This is a genomic window from Rhodopseudomonas palustris (assembly GCF_003031265.1).
GTDB lineage: Bacteria > Pseudomonadota > Alphaproteobacteria > Rhizobiales > Xanthobacteraceae > Rhodopseudomonas > Rhodopseudomonas palustris_H.
In genome coordinates, this window is sequence record NZ_CP019966.1 from 3596919 (window position 1) to 3615229 (window position 18311).

Consider the following 18311-nt stretch of genomic DNA (forward strand, 5'->3'; position numbering starts at 1 on the left):
GATTGAATGGCAGAAGCGAACGTTACTCTGCCGGCGGCAGCGACAGCGGTTCGGCTTCCGGCGCAGCGGCCGGAACGATCGCCGCCTGCTTCTCGCGCTCGTCGAGGATCAGACGATCGCGCTTCATCGCCACTTCGCGGATCTTGGCCATCGAGGCGCCAGTACCCGCCGGGATCAGCCGGCCGACGATGACGTTTTCCTTGAGGCCTTCCAGCGGATCCACCTTGCCGTTGACCGCGGCTTCGGTGAGCACCCGGGTGGTCTCCTGGAACGACGCCGCCGAGAAGAACGAGCGGGTCTGCAAGCTCGCCTTGGTGATGCCGAGCAGGACCGGATTGCCGGTTGCCGGCTTCTTGCCCTCTTCGACCGCCTTGGCGTTGACCGCGTTGAACTCGATCTTGTCGACCTGCTCGCCCGAGATCATGTCGGTATCGCCCTGGTCGGTGATCTCGATCTTCTGCAGCATCTGGCGAACGATCACCTCGATGTGCTTGTCGTTGATCAACACGCCCTGGAGTCGATAGACCTCCTGGATTTCGTTGACGAGATAGGCCGCGAGTTCTTCGATGCCCTTGATCGCCAGGATGTCGTGCGGTGCCGGATTGCCCTCGACGATGAAGTCGCCCTTTTCGACGACGTCGCCGTCCTGCAAGTGGATGTGCTTGCCCTTCGGGATCAGGTACTCGCGCGCTTCCTCGTTCTTGTCGAGCGGCTCGATCGAGAGCCGGCGCTTGTTCTTGTAGTCGCGACCGAACCGGATGGTGCCGGCGATCTCGGCGATGATCGCCGCATCCTTCGGCCGCCGCGCCTCGAACAGCTCCGCCACCCGCGGCAGACCGCCGGTGATGTCGCGGGTCTTGGCGCTCTCGGTCGAGATACGCGCGAGGATGTCGCCGGGCTTGACCTGGGCGCCGACGTCGACCGACAGAATGGCGTCGACCGACAGCATGTAGCGGGCGTCACCGCCGCGCGCCAGCTTCAGCACCTTGCCGTCCTTGCCCTTGATCACGATCGCCGGACGCAGATCCGCGCCACCGCGGGTCGAGCGCCAGTCGATAACGATACGCTTGGCGATACCGGTCGACTCGTCGAGCGTTTCGGAGATCGACTGATCCTCGATCAGATCCTCGAAGTCGATGGTACCCTCGACCTCGGTGAGGATCGGACGGGTGTACGGATCCCACTCGGCGATACGCTGGCCGCGCTTGACCATATCGCCCTCGTCGACGTGCACGCGCGCGCCGTACTGGATGCGATGGGTCGCACGCTCGGAGCCGTCCGGATCGACGATCGCGATCACCATGTTGCGGACCATCGCAACATTGTGGCCTTCGCCGTTGCGGGCGATGGCGCGGTTCTTGATGACGATCTTGCCCTCGAAGTTCGACTCGATCACCGACTGCTCGTTGATCTGCGCCGCACCGCCGATGTGGAAGGTACGCATCGTCAGCTGCGTGCCCGGCTCGCCGATCGACTGCGCCGCGATCACGCCGACCGCTTCGCCGTGGTTGACCGGGGTACCGCGGGCGAGATCGCGCCCGTAGCACTTGCCGCAGATGCCGTTGACCAGCTCGCAGGTCAGTGCCGAGCGGATCTTCACTTCCTGAACGCCGGCCTGGTGGATCGCCTCGACGTCCCGCTCCTCCATCAGATCACCGCGCTTGACGATGATCTCGTTGGTGGCCGGGTCGCGCACGTCCTCGCCCGCAGTGCGGCCGAGGATACGGCTGCCCAGCGAAGCGACCACGGTGCCGGCGTCGACGATCGCCCGCATCTTGATGCCGAGCGAGGTGCCGCAGTCGGCCTGCGTGATGATGCAGTCCTGCGCCACGTCGACAAGACGACGGGTCAGGTAACCCGAGTTCGCGGTCTTCAGCGCGGTGTCGGCCAGACCCTTACGGGCGCCGTGGGTCGAGTTGAAGTACTCGAGAACCGACAGACCTTCCTTGAAGTTCGAGATGATCGGCGTCTCGATGATTTCACCCGACGGCTTGGCCATCAGGCCGCGCATACCGGCGAGCTGACGCATCTGCGCGGGCGAACCACGCGCACCAGAGTGGGCCATCATGTAGATCGAGTTGACCTGCTGTTCGGAGCCGTCCGGCGCCTTCCGAACCGCGGAGATCTCCTTCATCATCTCCTTGGCGATTTCTTCGGTGGCCTTCGACCAGGCGTCGACCACCTTGTTGTACTTCTCGCCGTGGGTGATGAGGCCGTCGTTGTACTGCTGCTCGAAATCCTTCGCCAGCGTACGGGTCGAGTCGACGATCTTCCACTTCGAACCCGGCACGACCATGTCGTCCTTGCCGAACGAGATGCCGGCCTTGAACGCGTTGAAGAAGCCGAGCGCCATGATCCGGTCGCAGAAGATCACCGTCTCCTTCTGACCGCAGTGACGATAGACTTGGTCGATGACGCCGGAGATCTCGCGCTTGGTCATCAGCTTGTTGATGACGTCGAACGGCAGCTTCGGCGACTTCGGCAGCACCTGACCGAGCAGGATGCGGCCCGCGGTGGTCTCCAGCAGACGAACCGTGTTCTGGCCTTCCTCGTTCACCCAATGCCAGCGATACTTGATCTTGGTGTGAAGGTGGATGACCTTCGAGTACAGCGCGTGCTCGAGCTCGGCGAGGTCGGCAAACACCTTGCCCTCGCCCGGCAGCCCTTCCCGCATGATCGACAGGTAGTACAGGCCGAGCACGATGTCCTGCGACGGCACGATGATCGGCTGGCCGTTCGCCGGATGCAGGATGTTGTTGGTCGACATCATCAGCACGCGCGCTTCCAGCTGCGCTTCGAGCGACAGCGGAACGTGCACGGCCATCTGGTCGCCGTCGAAGTCGGCGTTGAACGCCGAGCACACCAGCGGATGCAGCTGGATCGCCTTGCCTTCGATCAGCACCGGCTCGAACGCCTGAATGCCGAGACGATGCAGCGTCGGCGCGCGGTTCAGCAGCACCGGATGTTCGCGGATCACCTCATCGAGGATGTCCCAAACCTCCGGCCGCTCCTTCTCCACCAGCTTCTTGGCCTGCTTGACGGTGGTCGACAGACCCTTGGCGTCGAGCCGCGAGTAGATGAACGGCTTGAACAGTTCGAGCGCCATTTTCTTCGGCAGGCCGCACTGATGCAGCTTGAGCTCGGGACCGACCACGATCACCGAACGGCCCGAATAGTCGACGCGCTTGCCGAGCAGGTTCTGACGGAACCGGCCCTGCTTGCCCTTCAGCATGTCGGCGAGCGACTTCAGCGGGCGCTTGTTGGCGCCGGTGATGACGCGGCCGCGGCGGCCGTTGTCGAACAGCGCGTCCACAGCTTCCTGCAGCATGCGCTTTTCGTTGCGGATGATGATGTCCGGCGCGCGCAGCTCCATCAGCCGCTTCAAGCGGTTGTTACGGTTGATGACGCGGCGATACAGGTCGTTGAGGTCCGAAGTCGCGAACCGGCCGCCGTCGAGCGGCACCAGCGGGCGCAGATCCGGCGGGATCACCGGCACGACCGTGAGGATCATCCACTCCGGCTTGTTGCCGGAATAGCGGAACGCTTCGACGATCTTCAGCCGCTTGGCGAGCTTCTTGTGCTTGATGTCGGAGTCGGTCTCGGCCATCTCGGCGCGCAGCTGCGCGTCGATCTTTTCGAGTTCCAGGCCCTTGAGCAGTTCGCGGATCGCTTCCGCGCCGATCATGGCGGTGAAGCTGTCCTGACCGTACTGATCCTGGGCGCGCAGGTACTCCTCCTCCGACAGGAGCTGACGCTCCTTGAGGTCGGTGAGGCCCGGCTCCAGCACCACGTAGTATTCGAAGTACAGGATGCGCTCGAGGTCCTTCAGCGTCATGTCGAGCAGCTGCCCGATACGCGACGGCAAGGACTTCAGGAACCAGATGTGGGCGACCGGCGCGGCCAGCTCGATGTGGCCCATGCGCTCGCGACGGACGCGGCTGAGAGTCACTTCGACCGAGCACTTCTCGCAGATGATGCCCTTGTACTTCATGCGCTTGTACTTGCCGCACAAGCACTCGTAGTCCTTGATCGGCCCGAAGATGCGGGCGCAGAACAGGCCGTCGCGCTCGGGCTTGAAGGTACGGTAGTTGATCGTTTCCGGCTTCTTGATCTCGCCGTACGACCACGACAGAATCTTCTCCGGCGACGCGATCGAGATCCGGATCTGGTCAAAGACCTGAGCCGGCGTCGTCGGATTGAACAGATTCATAATTTCCTGGTTCATCGCCATCTCCTCGCGTGCCGGTCGTCACCAGCCGCAAAATCGGAATTCCAGAGGCACTCCCCGTCGCGCGCGTGACGCTGGCGCGGCGGAGACACCCGGCGGCCGGCGCAAAGCGCACGCCGCCGGGCTCGACGCATTGAGTTACTCGGCAGCCTCGGCCGGAGGCGGTGCCGCCAGCTTGGAGTTGTGCAGGTCGACGTTGAGGCCGAGCGAGCGCATTTCCTTGACGAGCACGTTGAACGATTCCGGGATACCGGCCTCGAACGTGTCGTCGCCGCGCACGATCGCCTCGTACACCTTGGTGCGGCCGGCGACGTCGTCCGACTTCACCGTCAGCATTTCCTGCAGCGTGTAGGCCGCGCCGTAAGCTTCGAGCGCCCACACCTCCATTTCGCCGAAGCGCTGGCCGCCGAACTGCGCCTTACCACCCAACGGCTGCTGGGTGACGAGCGAGTACGGACCGATCGACCGGGCGTGGATCTTGTCGTCCACGAGGTGATGCAGCTTCAGCATGTAGATGTAGCCGACGGTGACACGACGATCGAACTGATCGCCGGTGCGGCCGTCGTACACGGTCGACTGACCCGAAGCGTCGAAGCCCGCGAGCTTCAGCATCTCTTCGATGTCGGTCTCCTTGGCGCCGTCGAACACCGGGGTGGCAATCGGCACGCCGTGGCTGAGATTGCGGCCGAGTTCGAGCAGCTCACCATCGTCGAGCGACTTGATGGTCTCGTCCTCGCCGTAGATCTTCTTCAGGGTCTCGCGCAGCGGCTTGAGATCCTGGCTCTGGTAGTAGGTGTCGATGGTCTGGCCGATGCGCTTGCCGAGGCCCGCGCACGCCCAGCCGAGATGCGTCTCGAGGATCTGACCGACGTTCATGCGGCTCGGCACGCCGAGCGGGTTCAGCACGATGTCGGCGTGAGTGCCGTCCTCGAGGAACGGCATGTCCTCGATCGGAACGATCTTCGACACAACACCCTTGTTGCCGTGGCGGCCGGCCATCTTGTCGCCCGGCTGGATCTTGCGCTTCACCGCGACAAAGACCTTGACCATCTTCATCACGCCGGGCGGAAGTTCGTCGCCGCGCTGCAGCTTCTCGACCTTGTCGAGGAAGCGCTGCTCGAGGCCCTTCTTCGACTCGTCGTACTGCTTCCGCATGGCCTCGATTTCGGCCATCAGCTTGTCGTTCGGCGCCGCGAACAGCCACCACTGCGACTTCGGATACTCCTCGAGCTCCGCGCGGGTGATCTTGGTGTCCTTCTTGAAGCCCTTCGGACCGGCGATGCCCTGGCGGCCGTCGAGCAGGTCGGCGAGACGGCCGTAGACGTTACGGTCGAGAATCGCCTGCTCGTCGTCGCGGTCCTTGGCGAGCCGCTCGATCTCTTCCCGCTCGATCGCCAGCGCACGCTCGTCCTTGTCGACGCCGTGGCGGTTGAACACGCGGACTTCGACGATGGTGCCCTGCACGCCCGGCGGCACCCGCAGCGAGGTGTCGCGAACGTCCGAAGCCTTTTCACCGAAGATGGCGCGCAGCAGCTTCTCTTCCGGCGTCATCGGGCTTTCGCCCTTCGGCGTGATCTTGCCGACCAGGATGTCGCCGGCGCGGACTTCGGCGCCGATGTAGACGATGCCGGCTTCGTCGAGGTTCTTCAGCGCTTCTTCCGACACGTTCGGAATATCGCGCGTGATTTCCTCCGGACCCAGCTTGGTATCGCGGGCCATCACTTCGAACTCTTCGATGTGGATCGAAGTGAAGACGTCTTCCTTCACGATCCGCTCGGAGAGCAGGATCGAGTCTTCGAAGTTGTAGCCGTTCCACGGCATGAACGCGACGAGCACGTTGCGGCCGAGCGCGAGCTCACCGAGATCGGTCGACGGACCGTCGGCGATGATGTCGCCCTTCTTGACGTGGTCACCGACCTTCACCAGCGGACGCTGGTTGATGCAGGTCGACTGGTTCGAGCGCTGGTACTTCATCAGCCGATAGATATCGACGCCCGACTTGGTCGGATCGAGATCCTCGGTGGCGCGGATAACGACGCGGGTCGCGTCGATCTGGTCGATCACGCCGGTGCGGCGCGCGGCGATCGCCGCGCCCGAGTCACGGGCGACCACGCCTTCCATGCCGGTGCCGACGAACGGCGCCTCGGCGCGAACCAGCGGCACCGCCTGGCGCTGCATGTTCGAGCCCATCAGCGCGCGGTTGGCGTCGTCGTTCTCGAGGAACGGGATCAGCGCCGCGGCGACCGAAACCAGCTGCTTCGGCGACACGTCCATGTAGTCGACCTGGTCGGCCGGCATCGGAACGACGTCGCGAGTGCCACCGGCGCGGCAGACCACCAGATCGTCGGTGAACTTGCCCTTGGCGTCGAGCGACACGTTGGCCTGAGCGACCGCGTAGCGGCCCTCTTCCATCGCCGACAGATACACCACCTCGTCGGTGACGCGGCCTTCCTTGACCCTGCGGTACGGGGTCTCGACGAAGCCGTATTTGTTCACGCGGGCGAAGGTCGCCAGCGAGTTGATCAGACCGATGTTCGGACCTTCCGGCGTCTCGATCGGGCAGATACGACCGTAGTGGGTCGGATGCACGTCGCGGACTTCGAAGCCGGCACGCTCGCGGGTCAGACCGCCCGGGCCGAGCGCCGACAGACGCCGCTTGTGGGTGATTTCCGACAGCGGGTTGGTCTGGTCCATGAACTGCGAGAGCTGCGACGAGCCGAAGAACTCGCGCACCGCCGCCGCCGCCGGCTTGGCGTTGATCAGGTCCTGCGGCATCACGGTGTCGATGTCGACCGAGCTCATCCGCTCCTTGATGGCGCGCTCCATGCGGAGCAGGCCGATGCGGTACTGGTTCTCCATCAGCTCGCCGACCGAGCGCACACGGCGGTTGCCGAGGTGGTCGATGTCGTCGATCTCGCCCTTGCCGTCCCGCAGGCCGACCAGGGTCTTGATCACCGCCAGGATGTCTTCCTTGCGCAGCGTGCGATGGGTATCGGGCGCATCGAGGTCGAGGCGCATGTTCATCTTGACGCGACCCACGGCCGACAGGTCGTAGCGCTCGGCGTCGAAGAACAGCGACTGGAACATGTTCTGCGCGGACTCGAGAGTCGGCGGCTCGCCCGGGCGCATCACCCGGTAGATGTCGAACAGCGCGTCTTCACGCGTCATGTTCTTATCGGCGTTCAGCGTGTTGCGGATGTACGGGCCGACGTTGACATGGTCGATGTCGAGCAGCGGCAGTTCCTTGTAGCCCTGCTCGTTCAGCATCTTCAGCGTCTTGTCGGTGATCTCCTCACCGGCTTCCGCATAGATTTCACCCGTCTTCGGGTTGACCAGGTCTTCGGCCAGGTAATTGCCGACGAGTTCCTCGTCGGACATCCGCAGCGCCTTGAGGCCCTTTTCCTGCAGCTGGCGGGCGGCACGCACGGTCAGCTTCTTGCCGGCCTCGAGCACGACCTTGCCGGTGTCGGCGTCGATCAGGTCGTTGACGGTCGAGTAGCCGCGGAAGCGGTTGACGTCGAACGGCACACGCCAGCCTTCTTTGGTCCGCTTGTAGAGGATCTTGTTGTAGAAGGTCGACAGGATCTCTTCGCCATCGAGGCCGAGGGCGAACATCAGCGACGTCACCGGCAGCTTGCGGCGACGGTCGATACGCGCATAGACGATGTCCTTGGCGTCGAACTCGATGTCGAGCCAGGAACCGCGATACGGGATGATGCGGGCGGCGAACAGCAGCTTGCCCGACGAGTGGGTCTTGCCCTTGTCGTGGTCGAAGAACACGCCCGGCGACCGGTGCATCTGCGAGACGATGACGCGCTCGGTACCGTTGACGATGAAGGTACCGTTCATCGTCATCAGCGGGATGTCGCCCATGTAGACATCCTGCTCCTTGATGTCCTTCACGGAGCGGGCGCCGGTTTCCTCGTCGATATCGAACACGATGAGGCGCAGCGTCACCTTCAGGGGCGCAGCATAGGTCATGCCGCGCTGGCGGCACTCATCGACGTCGTACTTCGGCGGCTCGAATTCGTAGCGAACGAATTCGAGCATCGAGGCGTTGGAGAAGTCCGAAATCGGGAAAACCGACCGGAACACCGCCTGCAGACCCTCGTCTGGACGTCCTCCGGGAGGTTCGGCGACCATCAGGAACTGGTCGTAAGACGCCTTCTGAACCTCGATGAGGTTCGGCATCTCCGCGACTTCCCGGATGTGACCGAAAAACTTGCGAACGCGTTTGCGACCGGTGAACGTCTGCTGCGCCATCGTGGCCTCTCGTTTCGTCGCCCGGTGGGGCGAACCTTCCGGAGCGCGAGCCGCCTCGCCCCCGGGTTGAATACCGAACATCCGAAATTCAGGAGCCAGATTTCAGGAACTAAATCCTAAGTCGGCTCAGCACTAATTCCGAACGCAAAATGACGCGCGGGGCGCTGCCGCACCCGCCCGTCGAAAACCTCATCGTCACAGACCGAAAAAGCCCGAAATTGCCGATTCTCCCAGAGGCTGCGCGGACACATTACCACGTCCTCGCGCCTGCGCTTTCGTGCTGCCGGACCAATATGGGACGGCAATGTGGAGATTCGAGGGGTTGTCCCCGCGTCTTTCCACACATTCCTGTGACGGCTCGTCCGGGCACACCGCAGCCCGCCTCGCCGTTGCCGCCCGGACCCGAGGGCCCGAACCGCGATCGTGCCGGACCCGGGGAGACCCGGGCCCGGCCAAACCGATCGGCTTACTTGAGCTCGACCTTGGCGCCAGCCTTCTCGAGCTGGGCCTTGATCTTGTCGGCTTCTTCCTTGTTGACGCCTTCCTTGAGCGGCTTCGGAGCGCCTTCGACCAGATCCTTGGCTTCCTTGAGGCCCAGGCCGGTGATGGCGCGGACTTCCTTGATCACCTCGATCTTCTTGTCGCCGGCCGAGGCCAGGACAACGGTGAAGTCGGTCTTCTCTTCCGCCGGAGCGGCGGCGCCACCGGCGCCCGGAGCAGCGGCAACCGCGACGGCCGCAGCGGCCGAGACGCCCCACTTCTCTTCGAGCATCTTGGCGAGCTCAGCGGCTTCGAGCACGGTGAGGCTCGAGAGGTCGTCAACAATCTTCTGCAGATCAGCCATTGAATCAGTTCCTTACGGGTATCAGTTCGAACCAGGGTTGATTGGGAGTGAAGCGTCAGGCCGCTTCGCTTTTGGAGGCATAGGCCTGAACCACGCGGGCCAGCTTCGCAGCCGGAGCGGTGGTGACCTGCGCGATCTTGGTCGCCGGGGCCTGGACGAGGCCGACCAGCTTGGCGCGCAGTTCATCGAGCGACGGCAGCGAGGCAAGAGCCTTGACGCCATCGACGTTCAGGACGGTTGTGCCCATCGAACCGCCGAGAATGACGAACTTCTCGTTCGCCTTGGCGAATTCGACGGCAACTTTCGGCGCCGCCACCGGATCGCTGGATGTAGCGATCACAGTCGGCCCCTTCAGCAGGGAGCCGATGGCTGCGACGTCGGTGCCTTCAAGAGCAATTTTGGCGAGACGGTTCTTCGAAACCTTCACCGAGGCGCCCGCCTGCTTCATCTGCTGGCGCAGCTTCTGCATCTGGGCAACGGTGAGGCCGGAATAGTGAGCGACGATCGCGACGCTGGTGGTCTGGAACAGACCATTCAGCGATTCGACCGCCTCTTTTTTTGCCGCTCTTTCCACAGCAAGCTCTCTCCGGTTGGCGGTCCCTACGAGCAGGACCACCGGGTTGCACCCACCGTCCCGCTCCAACCCGACCCCGAGGCACAAGCCTCCAAGGACACGTAGGGCGAGACGATCGTGAATTGCCTGCCCTCCCGAACCGGCTCCGGCTGATCGCCTTCGCCCGAACGGGGTGTCGAGGTTCGAACCCTATCCGCATCCCGACGCCCGTAGCGTTGGGACACAAAATCCGGTCTTCACCCGTCTATGCAGGCCGTATGATTAAGCCTTTGAGGAAACGTAAGCTTCCGCTTCGGCGCCTGCAGTCTTGGACAGGACCAAGATCGTTCTGGCAAATAGTCCGGCGAGCCGGCCTATCGACCTTTCCGATCCCTGCCCGCATTCCGATCGAGCGACAGTGTTCTGCATCCTTCAGCGATCCGGGTGGATGAGTTGAAGGAACAGTCTCCTATCGATCAAGTCATTGGAATGCGCGCACGGGCGCGCCAACCACAGCCGGCACGCCCGGAGCGGGGTGTTTAGCGAGTCTTAATGCGCTTGCCAAGAGCAAACTTCGCCAATCGGCACGATTTTGGCATAGGGGCCCACTCAAGGGGGCCGCGGCGGCAGCGACGAGGTGAATCTTGCCGGATCGAGCCGGGCCGCGCAAGCCTTCCGGTCGACCGACTCAGCGGTCCGACAAGAGGCGCCGGCCCGCCCGCTCATCTTCAGCGAGACGATGAGCCGGGGTGACCATGTCCTTGTCGGCGTTGCGGGTTCGGCTGCAGATCTGGCGGCAGTTCCCAACCTGTCGGCGTGACCTGGGCCGGTAAGTGTTACCCCTGCACCGGATTCGGCAGTGCCTGCCCCGCGAAGAACGCCGCCAGATTGGCGATGACGCAGTCCTGCATCGCACGGTGGGCTTCCTGGGTGTGGCCGCCGATATGCGGCGTCAGCACCACGTTCGGAAACTCGGCCAGCGCATCGGGCGCGTACGGCTCCTGCGCGAACACGTCGAGGCCGGCCCCGGCAATCGTGCCATCGGCCAGAGCGGCGATCAGCGCCGGCTGATCGATCACCGAACCGCGCGAGATGTTGACCACGACACCGCTCGGCCCGAGCCGCTTCAGCATGCCGGCATCGATGATGTTCTCGGTATCCGGGCCGGCGCGGACCGCGACCAGCAGCACGTCGCACCACTCCACCAGTTCGGTGAGGCTGCCGATATAGGTGTAAGGCACGTCGTGGCGGCTGCGGCTGTGATAGGCGACCTCGGTCTCGAAGCCGGCGACACGGGCGGCAATCTTGCGGCCTATCTCGCCGATACCATAGACCCCGACCTTGGCGCCGGTCAGTCCGCGCGGCGGCTTCAGCATCGGCGACGGCTTGGCGCCGGACCAGCCCCCAGCCCGCACATAGGCGTCGGCCGGCAGCACCCGCCGCATCAGCGCCAACAGCAGCGCCAGCGCCAGATCGGCGACCGCGGAGGCATTCGCTGCCGGGCTGTTGCCGACCACGATGCCGCGCTCGGCGGCCGCCTTCAGGTCGACGCCGTCATAGCCGGTGCCGTAGCAGACCACCGCGCCGAGCGCCGGCAGCATGTCGAAAGTCTCACGGCCGAGCGGCTGGCCGCCCATCGTCAGCAGCGCGCGGACATCGGCGAGCTCGGCGGCACTGAACACCTGATCCGCCGGCTTGCCGGCGGTCTCCAGAAGCTCGAACCGCTCGGCAAATCTCCCCAGCATCGACCGCCCAAACCGCGACGCCACCAGAACCTTGTCGGCCATTTCTGCCCCTCCCGTTTTTTGTTGTTTTGCGAGCAAACAAAAAGGGCGAACGGGTTGCCCCGTCCGCCCTCTTCAAATCGTCATCGTCCGGGCAACGGACTTAGTGGACGGTGCCCGGCTCGACCTTCACGCCCGGGCCCATGGTCGAGGACACCGCGACGCGCTGAATGTAGGTACCCTTGGCGCCGGTCGGCTTGGCCTTATTGACCGCGTCCGCGAGCGCCTTGATGTTCTCCACCAGCTTGTCGGCATCGAACGAGGCCTTGCCGACGCCGGCCTGGATGATACCGGCCTTCTCGACGCGGAACTCGACCGAACCGCCCTTGGCACCCTTGACCGCGCCGGCGACGTCCATGGTCACCGTGCCGATCTTCGGGTTCGGCATCATGCCACGCGGGCCGAGCACCTTACCGAGGCGGCCAACCAGGGGCATCATGTCCGGGGTCGCGATGCAGCGGTCGAAGTTGATGTTGCCGGCCTGAACCTGCTCCACCAGATCTTCCGCGCCGACCACGTCGGCGCCCGCAGCCTTGGCTTCGTCAGCCTTGGCGCCACGCGCGAACACGCCGACGCGCACGGTGCGGCCGGTGCCGTTCGGCAGCATGACCACGCCGCGGACCATCTGGTCAGCGTGACGCGGATCGACGCCGAGGTTGATCGCGACCTCGATGGTCTCGTCGAACTTCGAGATGGCGCGCTCCTTGACCAGCTTCACCGCTTCGTCGAGCGGATACAGCTTGGTGCGGTCGATGCCTTCCCGGATCTTCTTCAGACGCTTACCGATTGCCATGTTCGCCTTACCCCTCGACCCGCAGGCCCATCGAACGGGCAGAGCCCTCGACCATACGCATGGCCGAATCGACGGTGTCGCAATTGAGATCCTTCATCTTCTTCTCGGCGATCTCGCGCACCTGCGCGGAGGTCACCTTGCCGACGAAGTCACGGCCCGGCGCCTTGGAGCCGGACTGGATCTTGGCCGCCTGCTTGAGGAAGTAGGACATCGGTGGGGTCTTCATCTCGAAGGTGAACGAACGATCGGCGTAGATCGTGATCACCACCGGAATCGGCGTGTTCTTCTCTTCCTTCTGGGTCTGCGCGTTGAACGCCTTGCAGAACTCCATGATGTTGAGGCCGCGCTGACCAAGCGCGGGACCGATCGGAGGCGACGGGTTCGCCGCTCCGGCCGGCACCTGCAACTTCAGGTATCCGGTCACTTTCTTTGCCATACCAACTCTCCTGTTGCCGGCGAACCGGCGGTTTCAGGTTCCGTGGTGGGGCGCTTTCCGATGACTGGCGATCACCGGCACGCCTCCCACGTCGCTTTTGAGCAAGACGCAAGCCCCGCTCACTCCCGTCATGCCCGGACTTGATCCGGGCATCCATCCCTCTTCAAACGAAGCGGATGGATTGCCGGGTCAAGCCCGGCAATGACAGTAACGATCAGACCTTCTCGACCTGACCGAATTCCAGTTCGACCGGGGTCGCGCGGCCGAAGATCGACACCGCGACCTTCACGCGCGAACGCGCTTCGTCGATTTCCTCGACCACGCCGGAGAACGACGCGAACGGGCCGTCGGCGACGCGGACGTTCTCGCCGATCTCGAACGACACCGACGCCTTCGGGCGCTCCACGCCTTCCTGCACCTGGTGCAGGATGCGCATCGCCTCGGACTCCGAGATCGGCATCGGCTTGTTCTCGGCGCCGAGGAAGCCGGTGACCTTCGGGGTGTTCTTGATCAGGTGGAAGGCTTCGTCGGTGAGGTTCATCTTCACCAGCACGTAGCCCGGGAAGAACTTGCGCTCGGCGTCGACCTTGCGGCCGCGGCGCACCTCGGTGACCTTCTCGGTCGGCACCAGCACCTGCTCGAACAGATCTTCCAGGCCGCGTTGCTTGGCCTGCTCCTTGATCGATTCGGCGACCTTCTTTTCGAAGTTCGAATAGGCGTGGACGATATACCAGCGCATGCTCATGGTAAGGGGCCTGCCGTCAAACGCCGAGCAACAGGCGGATCAGAACGCTGATCACCTGGTCGGCGGCAAAAAAGAAGATCGAAGCCAGCGCCACCATCACGAACACCATGATCGTGGTGATCGAGGTCTCGCGGCGGGTCGGCCAGGTCACCTTGGCGGTCTCGCTCCGCACTTCCTGCAGGAATTTGAACGGGCTGAAGGCCATCGTGTGATCCAGATCAGTCGAATGTGGGTGTTTCAGAAATCCGAACAGCCCCGGTGAACCCAACCCTGGCGAACCTCGCCGGGGATGAGCCGACAACGGGCCCAATTTTCGGGAAATCAAAGCCGCGCCGGAAATCCGTCGAAGCGGGCCGGCAGCGAGTGAGGCCTTGTATGGCGAGTTCGGCAAAACGTCAAGCTGCGCGGCGGTGGACAGAGCCGCGCACGGGACCGTCGCGGCAACCCGCCGCAGACAGAAAAGCCGTTCAGTTTCAACCAGCTGTCAGATTTACGGAGCGCGCCTGGCAGGAGTGGAGAGGCTCGAACTCCCAACCCCCGGTTTTGGAGACCGGTGCTCTACCAATTGAGCTACACTCCTAGGGCCGGCGTCGCCGCCGAACGCGCCGGTTGAAGCATAGGCACCCCCCTGCTGGCAAGTGGGATGCGCGGTTAGGCTTTGGTCTATTCCACTGCCGCGTTGGGGGCGGGCTCTGCGGCCGGCTTCGATCCGGGCCGCGCCGGGCGCGCCAGCGCGCATTCCCGGTTGGCGCCGGTGCCCGGCGCATTCTCGAAAACGCAGCGGCTCGGCGGGGTGCCGCACACCCGGTTGAGCTCGCGGAAACCGACGCAGTGGCCATCCGGCGCGCGATAGCCAGGACCGCCCCTGCAGCCGCAACCTTTGCACGGCGGCCGGTCCGGACAGGCCGCCTCGCCTGCCATCGGCCATGCCCAAGCGAAAAGAAAAGCCGCGCATACGGCAAAGCGTATGCGCGGCTTCCCCAAGCTCATCACGTCGCTCGAGTTGTTACTCGATGATCGCGGCGACGACGCCTGCGCCCACGCGAGTGCGATTTATCGCACTTGCGCATGATAGATGCGGTTGGAGCGCACGGAACGTTTGCTGCGATCATTCGATGATTGCAGCAACCACTCCTGCTCCCACCGTGCGGCCGCCTTCGCGGATGGCGAAGCGCAGCTTTTCTTCCATCGCGATCGGCACGATCAGGTGCACTTCCATCGCGATGTTGTCGCCCGGCATCACCATCTCGGTGCCTTCCGGCAGGTGCACCACACCGGTCACGTCGGTGGTGCGGAAGTAGAACTGCGGACGGTAGTTGGTGAAGAACGGGGTGTGGCGGCCGCCCTCTTCCTTGGTCAGAATGTAGGCTTCGGCCTTGAACTTGGTGTGCGGCTTCACCGAACCCGGCTTGCACAGCACCTGGCCACGCTCGACGTCTTCACGCTTGGTGCCGCGCAGCAGCGCGCCGATGTTGTCGCCCGCCTGGCCCTGATCGAGCAGCTTGCGGAACATTTCGACGCCGGTGCAGGTGGTCTTCTGCGTGTCGCGGATGCCGACGATTTCGATTTCGTCGCCGACCTTCAGAATGCCGCGCTCGACACGGCCGGTCACCACGGTGCCGCGGCCCGAGATCGAGAACACGTCTTCCACCGGCATCAGGAACGGCTGGTCGATCGGACGCTCCGGCTGCGGGATGTAGGCGTCGACCTGGCGCATCAGCTCCAGGATCGCGTCGTGACCCAGCTTCGGATCCGAGTTCTCCAGCGCGGCGAGAGCCGAGCCCTTGACGATCGGAATGTCGTCGCCCGGGAAGTCGTACTTCGACAGAAGCTCGCGCACTTCCATCTCGACCAGCTCGAGCAGTTCCGGATCGTCGACCATGTCGCACTTGTTCAGGAACACCACCAGCGCCGGCACGCCGACCTGACGGGCCAGCAGGATGTGCTCGCGGGTCTGCGGCATCGGGCCGTCGGCCGCCGACACCACCAGGATCGCGCCGTCCATCTGCGCCGCACCGGTGATCATGTTCTTCACGTAGTCGGCGTGGCCGGGGCAGTCGACGTGCGCGTAGTGACGGTTCTGCGTCTCGTACTCGACGTGCGCGGTCGAAATCGTGATGCCGCGCGCCTTCTCTTCAGGCGCCTTGTCGATCTGGTCATAGGCCGTGAACGTCGCACCGCCCGTCTCCGCCAGAACCTTGGTGATCGCCGCAGTCAGCGACGTCTTGCCATGGTCGACGTGACCGATCGTCCCGATGTTGCAATGCGGCTTCGTACGTTCAAACTTTGCTTTGGCCATCGTTCTCCATCCTTGTCGGCGCCAGCCTGGAAGGCGGCGAAACCGCGGCTGGTTACTGCGGAAAAGCACCCTGTTCAAGCCGGATTTTATGGGTCAATCTGGCGCGGAATGCCCCCGCAGGCCCGGATGACACCCGTGTGAACACCGGCGCCGGACCACAACAAAAACAGCAATCGGGAAACGCCATGACCGCGACCGCCGCCGCAACCTCCGCCCCCACCCCGCAGACCCCGGCTTTGCCGGAGGCCAAGCCAGAAACCCTGGGGCTGTCGCCGCGCCGGCTGCAGGTGATGTCGGACGCCTTCAAGCGCGAGATCGACAAGGGCACCATCCCCGGCGTCACCGTGCTGGTGTCGCGCAAGGGCAAGATCGGCTGGTTCGAGGCGCTGGGCCGGCAGGCGCCCGGCTCCGACGCACCGATGCGCCGCGACAGCATCTTCCGCATCTTCTCGATGACCAAGCCGATCGTCTCGATCGGCATCATGCAGCTGGTCGAAGACGGCCAGATGCTGCTCGACGATCCGCTCTCGAAGTTCATTCCCGAATTTGAGAATACCAACGTCGGCATCGTGCGCGGCGGCGAGCTCGAACTGGTGCCGCAGCAGCGCCCGATCACCATCCAGGACCTGCTGCGCCACACCTCGGGTATCACCTATGACCACACCGGCGACGGCCCGATCCACAAAATGTACCGCGCCTCGCGGATCCGCAGCCGCAAGATCACCAACGAAGAACACGCCACCCTGATCGCCTCGATGCCGCTGGTGTGTCAGCCCGGCGCGGCGTGGAATTACAGCCGGTCGACCGACATCCTTGGGCGGGTGATCGAAGTGGTCGCCGGCAAGACACTCGGCGCGTTCCTCACCGAACGCATCCTGGCGCCGCTGCAGATGAGCGAGACCGGCTTCCACACCGCGGCCGACAACAAGGGCCGGCTCGCCGAGGCGTTCCCGACCGATCCGTGGACCGGCGATCCGGTGGCGCTGTTCAACATGCTGGAAAAGCCGGTGATGGAATCCGGCGGCGGCGGCCTGGTCTCGACCACGATGGACTACGCGCGGTTCTGCCAAATGTTGCTCGACGGCGGCACCCTGGATGGCGAGCGTATCATCGGCCGCAAGACGCTCGAGCTGATGGCCAGCAATCACCTCGAGCCGCACATCCCGCCGGACAACTACATCCTGCCGCCGGGCAACGGCTTCGGCCTCGGCTTCGCGGTCCGCACCCAGCCGGGCATCTCGCCCTTCCCCGGCTCGGTCGGTCAGTTCTACTGGAGCGGCATCGCCGGCACGTTCTTCTGGATCGACCCCGCCGAACAGCTGTTCGCGGTGTTCATGTCGCAGGGCCCCGGCCAGCGCGAATACTTCCGCACCCTGGTGCGGGATCTGGTGTATGCGGCGGTGGAGTAGTTAGCCGCCCTCTCCCCGAGTCATTCCGGGGCGCTCGCGCAGCGAGCGAACCCGGAATCTCTCTCGTTCCTATAACCTCGGGATTCCGGGTTCGCGCTTCGCGCGCCCCGGAATGACCCAGAGGGTCAGCTGATCGTCGCGCCGCCGTCGATCACGAGGGTCTGGCCGGTGGTGAAGCTGCCGGCCTTGGAGGCGAGGAACACGGCGGCGCCGGCGATTTCGTCGGGTTCACCGATCCGCTGCAGCGGCGAGCGCGCGGTGGAGTGCTTCAGCGTCTCGGGGTTCTCCCACAGCGCGCGGGCGAAGTCGGTCTTGATCAGGCCGGGCGCGATGCAATTGACGCGAATGTTGTGCACGCCGTACTCGCAGGCAAGGTTGCGGGCGAGCTGCATGTCGGCGGCCTTGGAGATGCAGTAGGCGCCGATCACGGTCGAGCCCTTCAGGCCGCCGATCGAGGACACGATGGTGATCGACCCGTCCTTGCGCTCAATCATCTGCGGCACGACTTCGCTGATCAGCCAGTGGTTGGCGACGATGTTGTTGTCGAGGATCTTGCGGAACTGATCGTCGTTGATGCCGGCCTGCGGACCGTAATACGGGTTCGACGCAGCGTTGCAGACCAGCGCGTCGATCCTGCCGAGTTTCTGAGTCGCCTCCTGCGCGAGGCGCTTCAGGTCGTCCTTGCTGGAGATGTTGGCGGCGAGCGCCAGCGCAGTCCCGGCGCCATAGCTGTCGTTGATCGACTTGGCGACCGCGTCACAAGCATCCTGCTTGCGCGACGAGATCACCACCTTGGCGCCATGCTCCGCCATCCGCTCGGCGATCGCCTTGCCGATGCCGCGCGACGAGCCGGTGATGACGGCGACTTTGCCGCTCAGGTCGAACAAGTTCATGTTTCTCTCCCGTTGTGATTGTTGTGAGTGGATGACTTATCCGTCATTGCGAACGTAGCGAAGC

Annotated in this window: 12 protein-coding genes and 1 tRNA gene; 1 reads left to right on the forward strand and 12 read right to left on the reverse strand. The window is 64.1% G+C overall.

Annotation, left to right across the window (positions count from 1 at the left end):
* Nucleotides 1-22: 22 nt before the first annotated feature.
* From rpoC to tuf, 11 genes are all read right to left on the reverse strand, one after another.
* Complete coding sequence (rpoC, locus tag RPPS3_RS16795) at nucleotides 23-4225, reverse strand: DNA-directed RNA polymerase subunit beta' (RefSeq protein WP_107346649.1); 4203 nt, start codon at nucleotides 4223-4225, stop codon at nucleotides 23-25.
* Between the two features lie 141 nt (nucleotides 4226-4366).
* Entirely contained in the window at nucleotides 4367-8491 is a 4125-nt protein-coding gene (gene rpoB / locus RPPS3_RS16800; protein ID WP_107345090.1) for a DNA-directed RNA polymerase subunit beta, read from the reverse strand.
* Nucleotides 8492-8957: 466 nt separating this feature from the next.
* Nucleotides 8958-9335 (reverse strand): 50S ribosomal protein L7/L12, encoded by a 378-nt coding sequence (rplL, locus tag RPPS3_RS16805; protein WP_107345091.1) that lies wholly within the window; start codon nucleotides 9333-9335, stop codon nucleotides 8958-8960.
* 55 nt (nucleotides 9336-9390) lie between these two features.
* Nucleotides 9391-9909 carry a 50S ribosomal protein L10 gene (gene rplJ, locus RPPS3_RS16810; RefSeq protein WP_107345092.1) on the reverse strand — a complete coding sequence of 173 codons (519 nt, stop codon included), beginning with the start codon at nucleotides 9907-9909 and terminating at the stop codon, nucleotides 9391-9393.
* An 815-nt stretch (nucleotides 9910-10724) separates the two neighbouring features.
* On the reverse strand, nucleotides 10725-11675 hold the full coding sequence (locus RPPS3_RS16815) for a 2-hydroxyacid dehydrogenase (RefSeq protein ID WP_107345093.1): 951 nt from the start codon (nucleotides 11673-11675) through the stop codon (nucleotides 10725-10727).
* A gap of 100 nt (nucleotides 11676-11775) precedes the next feature.
* Nucleotides 11776-12465, reverse strand: a complete 690-nt coding sequence (gene rplA / locus RPPS3_RS16820) for a 50S ribosomal protein L1 (RefSeq protein ID WP_012496664.1) — start codon at nucleotides 12463-12465, stop codon at nucleotides 11776-11778.
* Nucleotides 12466-12472: 7 nt separating this feature from the next.
* The gene (gene rplK, locus RPPS3_RS16825; RefSeq protein WP_107345094.1) at nucleotides 12473-12901 is read right to left on the reverse strand and encodes a 50S ribosomal protein L11; all 429 of its coding nucleotides are present in this window, start codon (nucleotides 12899-12901) and stop codon (nucleotides 12473-12475) included.
* A 214-nt stretch (nucleotides 12902-13115) separates the two neighbouring features.
* Nucleotides 13116-13646 carry a transcription termination/antitermination protein NusG gene (gene nusG, locus RPPS3_RS16830; protein ID WP_011158817.1) on the reverse strand — a complete coding sequence of 177 codons (531 nt, stop codon included), beginning with the start codon at nucleotides 13644-13646 and terminating at the stop codon, nucleotides 13116-13118.
* A 16-nt stretch (nucleotides 13647-13662) separates the two neighbouring features.
* The gene (gene secE, locus RPPS3_RS16835; RefSeq protein WP_012496665.1) at nucleotides 13663-13851 is read right to left on the reverse strand and encodes a preprotein translocase subunit SecE; all 189 of its coding nucleotides are present in this window, start codon (nucleotides 13849-13851) and stop codon (nucleotides 13663-13665) included.
* A gap of 299 nt (nucleotides 13852-14150) precedes the next feature.
* Nucleotides 14151-14226 (reverse strand) — tRNA-Trp (locus tag RPPS3_RS16840).
* 528 nt (nucleotides 14227-14754) lie between these two features.
* A complete protein-coding gene (tuf, locus tag RPPS3_RS16850) occupies nucleotides 14755-15945 on the reverse strand; it encodes an elongation factor Tu (protein WP_107345079.1) in 1191 nt (396 codons plus the stop codon).
* Between the two features lie 185 nt (nucleotides 15946-16130).
* Here tuf and RPPS3_RS16855 point away from each other — a divergent pair, with 185 nt between their 5' ends.
* The gene (locus RPPS3_RS16855; protein WP_107345096.1) at nucleotides 16131-17354 is read left to right on the forward strand and encodes a serine hydrolase domain-containing protein; all 1224 of its coding nucleotides are present in this window, start codon (nucleotides 16131-16133) and stop codon (nucleotides 17352-17354) included.
* 125 nt (nucleotides 17355-17479) lie between these two features.
* On the opposite strand, the gene RPPS3_RS16860 is transcribed toward RPPS3_RS16855, so the two are convergent.
* Entirely contained in the window at nucleotides 17480-18247 is a 768-nt protein-coding gene (locus RPPS3_RS16860) for an SDR family NAD(P)-dependent oxidoreductase (protein WP_107345097.1), read from the reverse strand.
* Nucleotides 18248-18311: the final 64 nt, after the last annotated feature.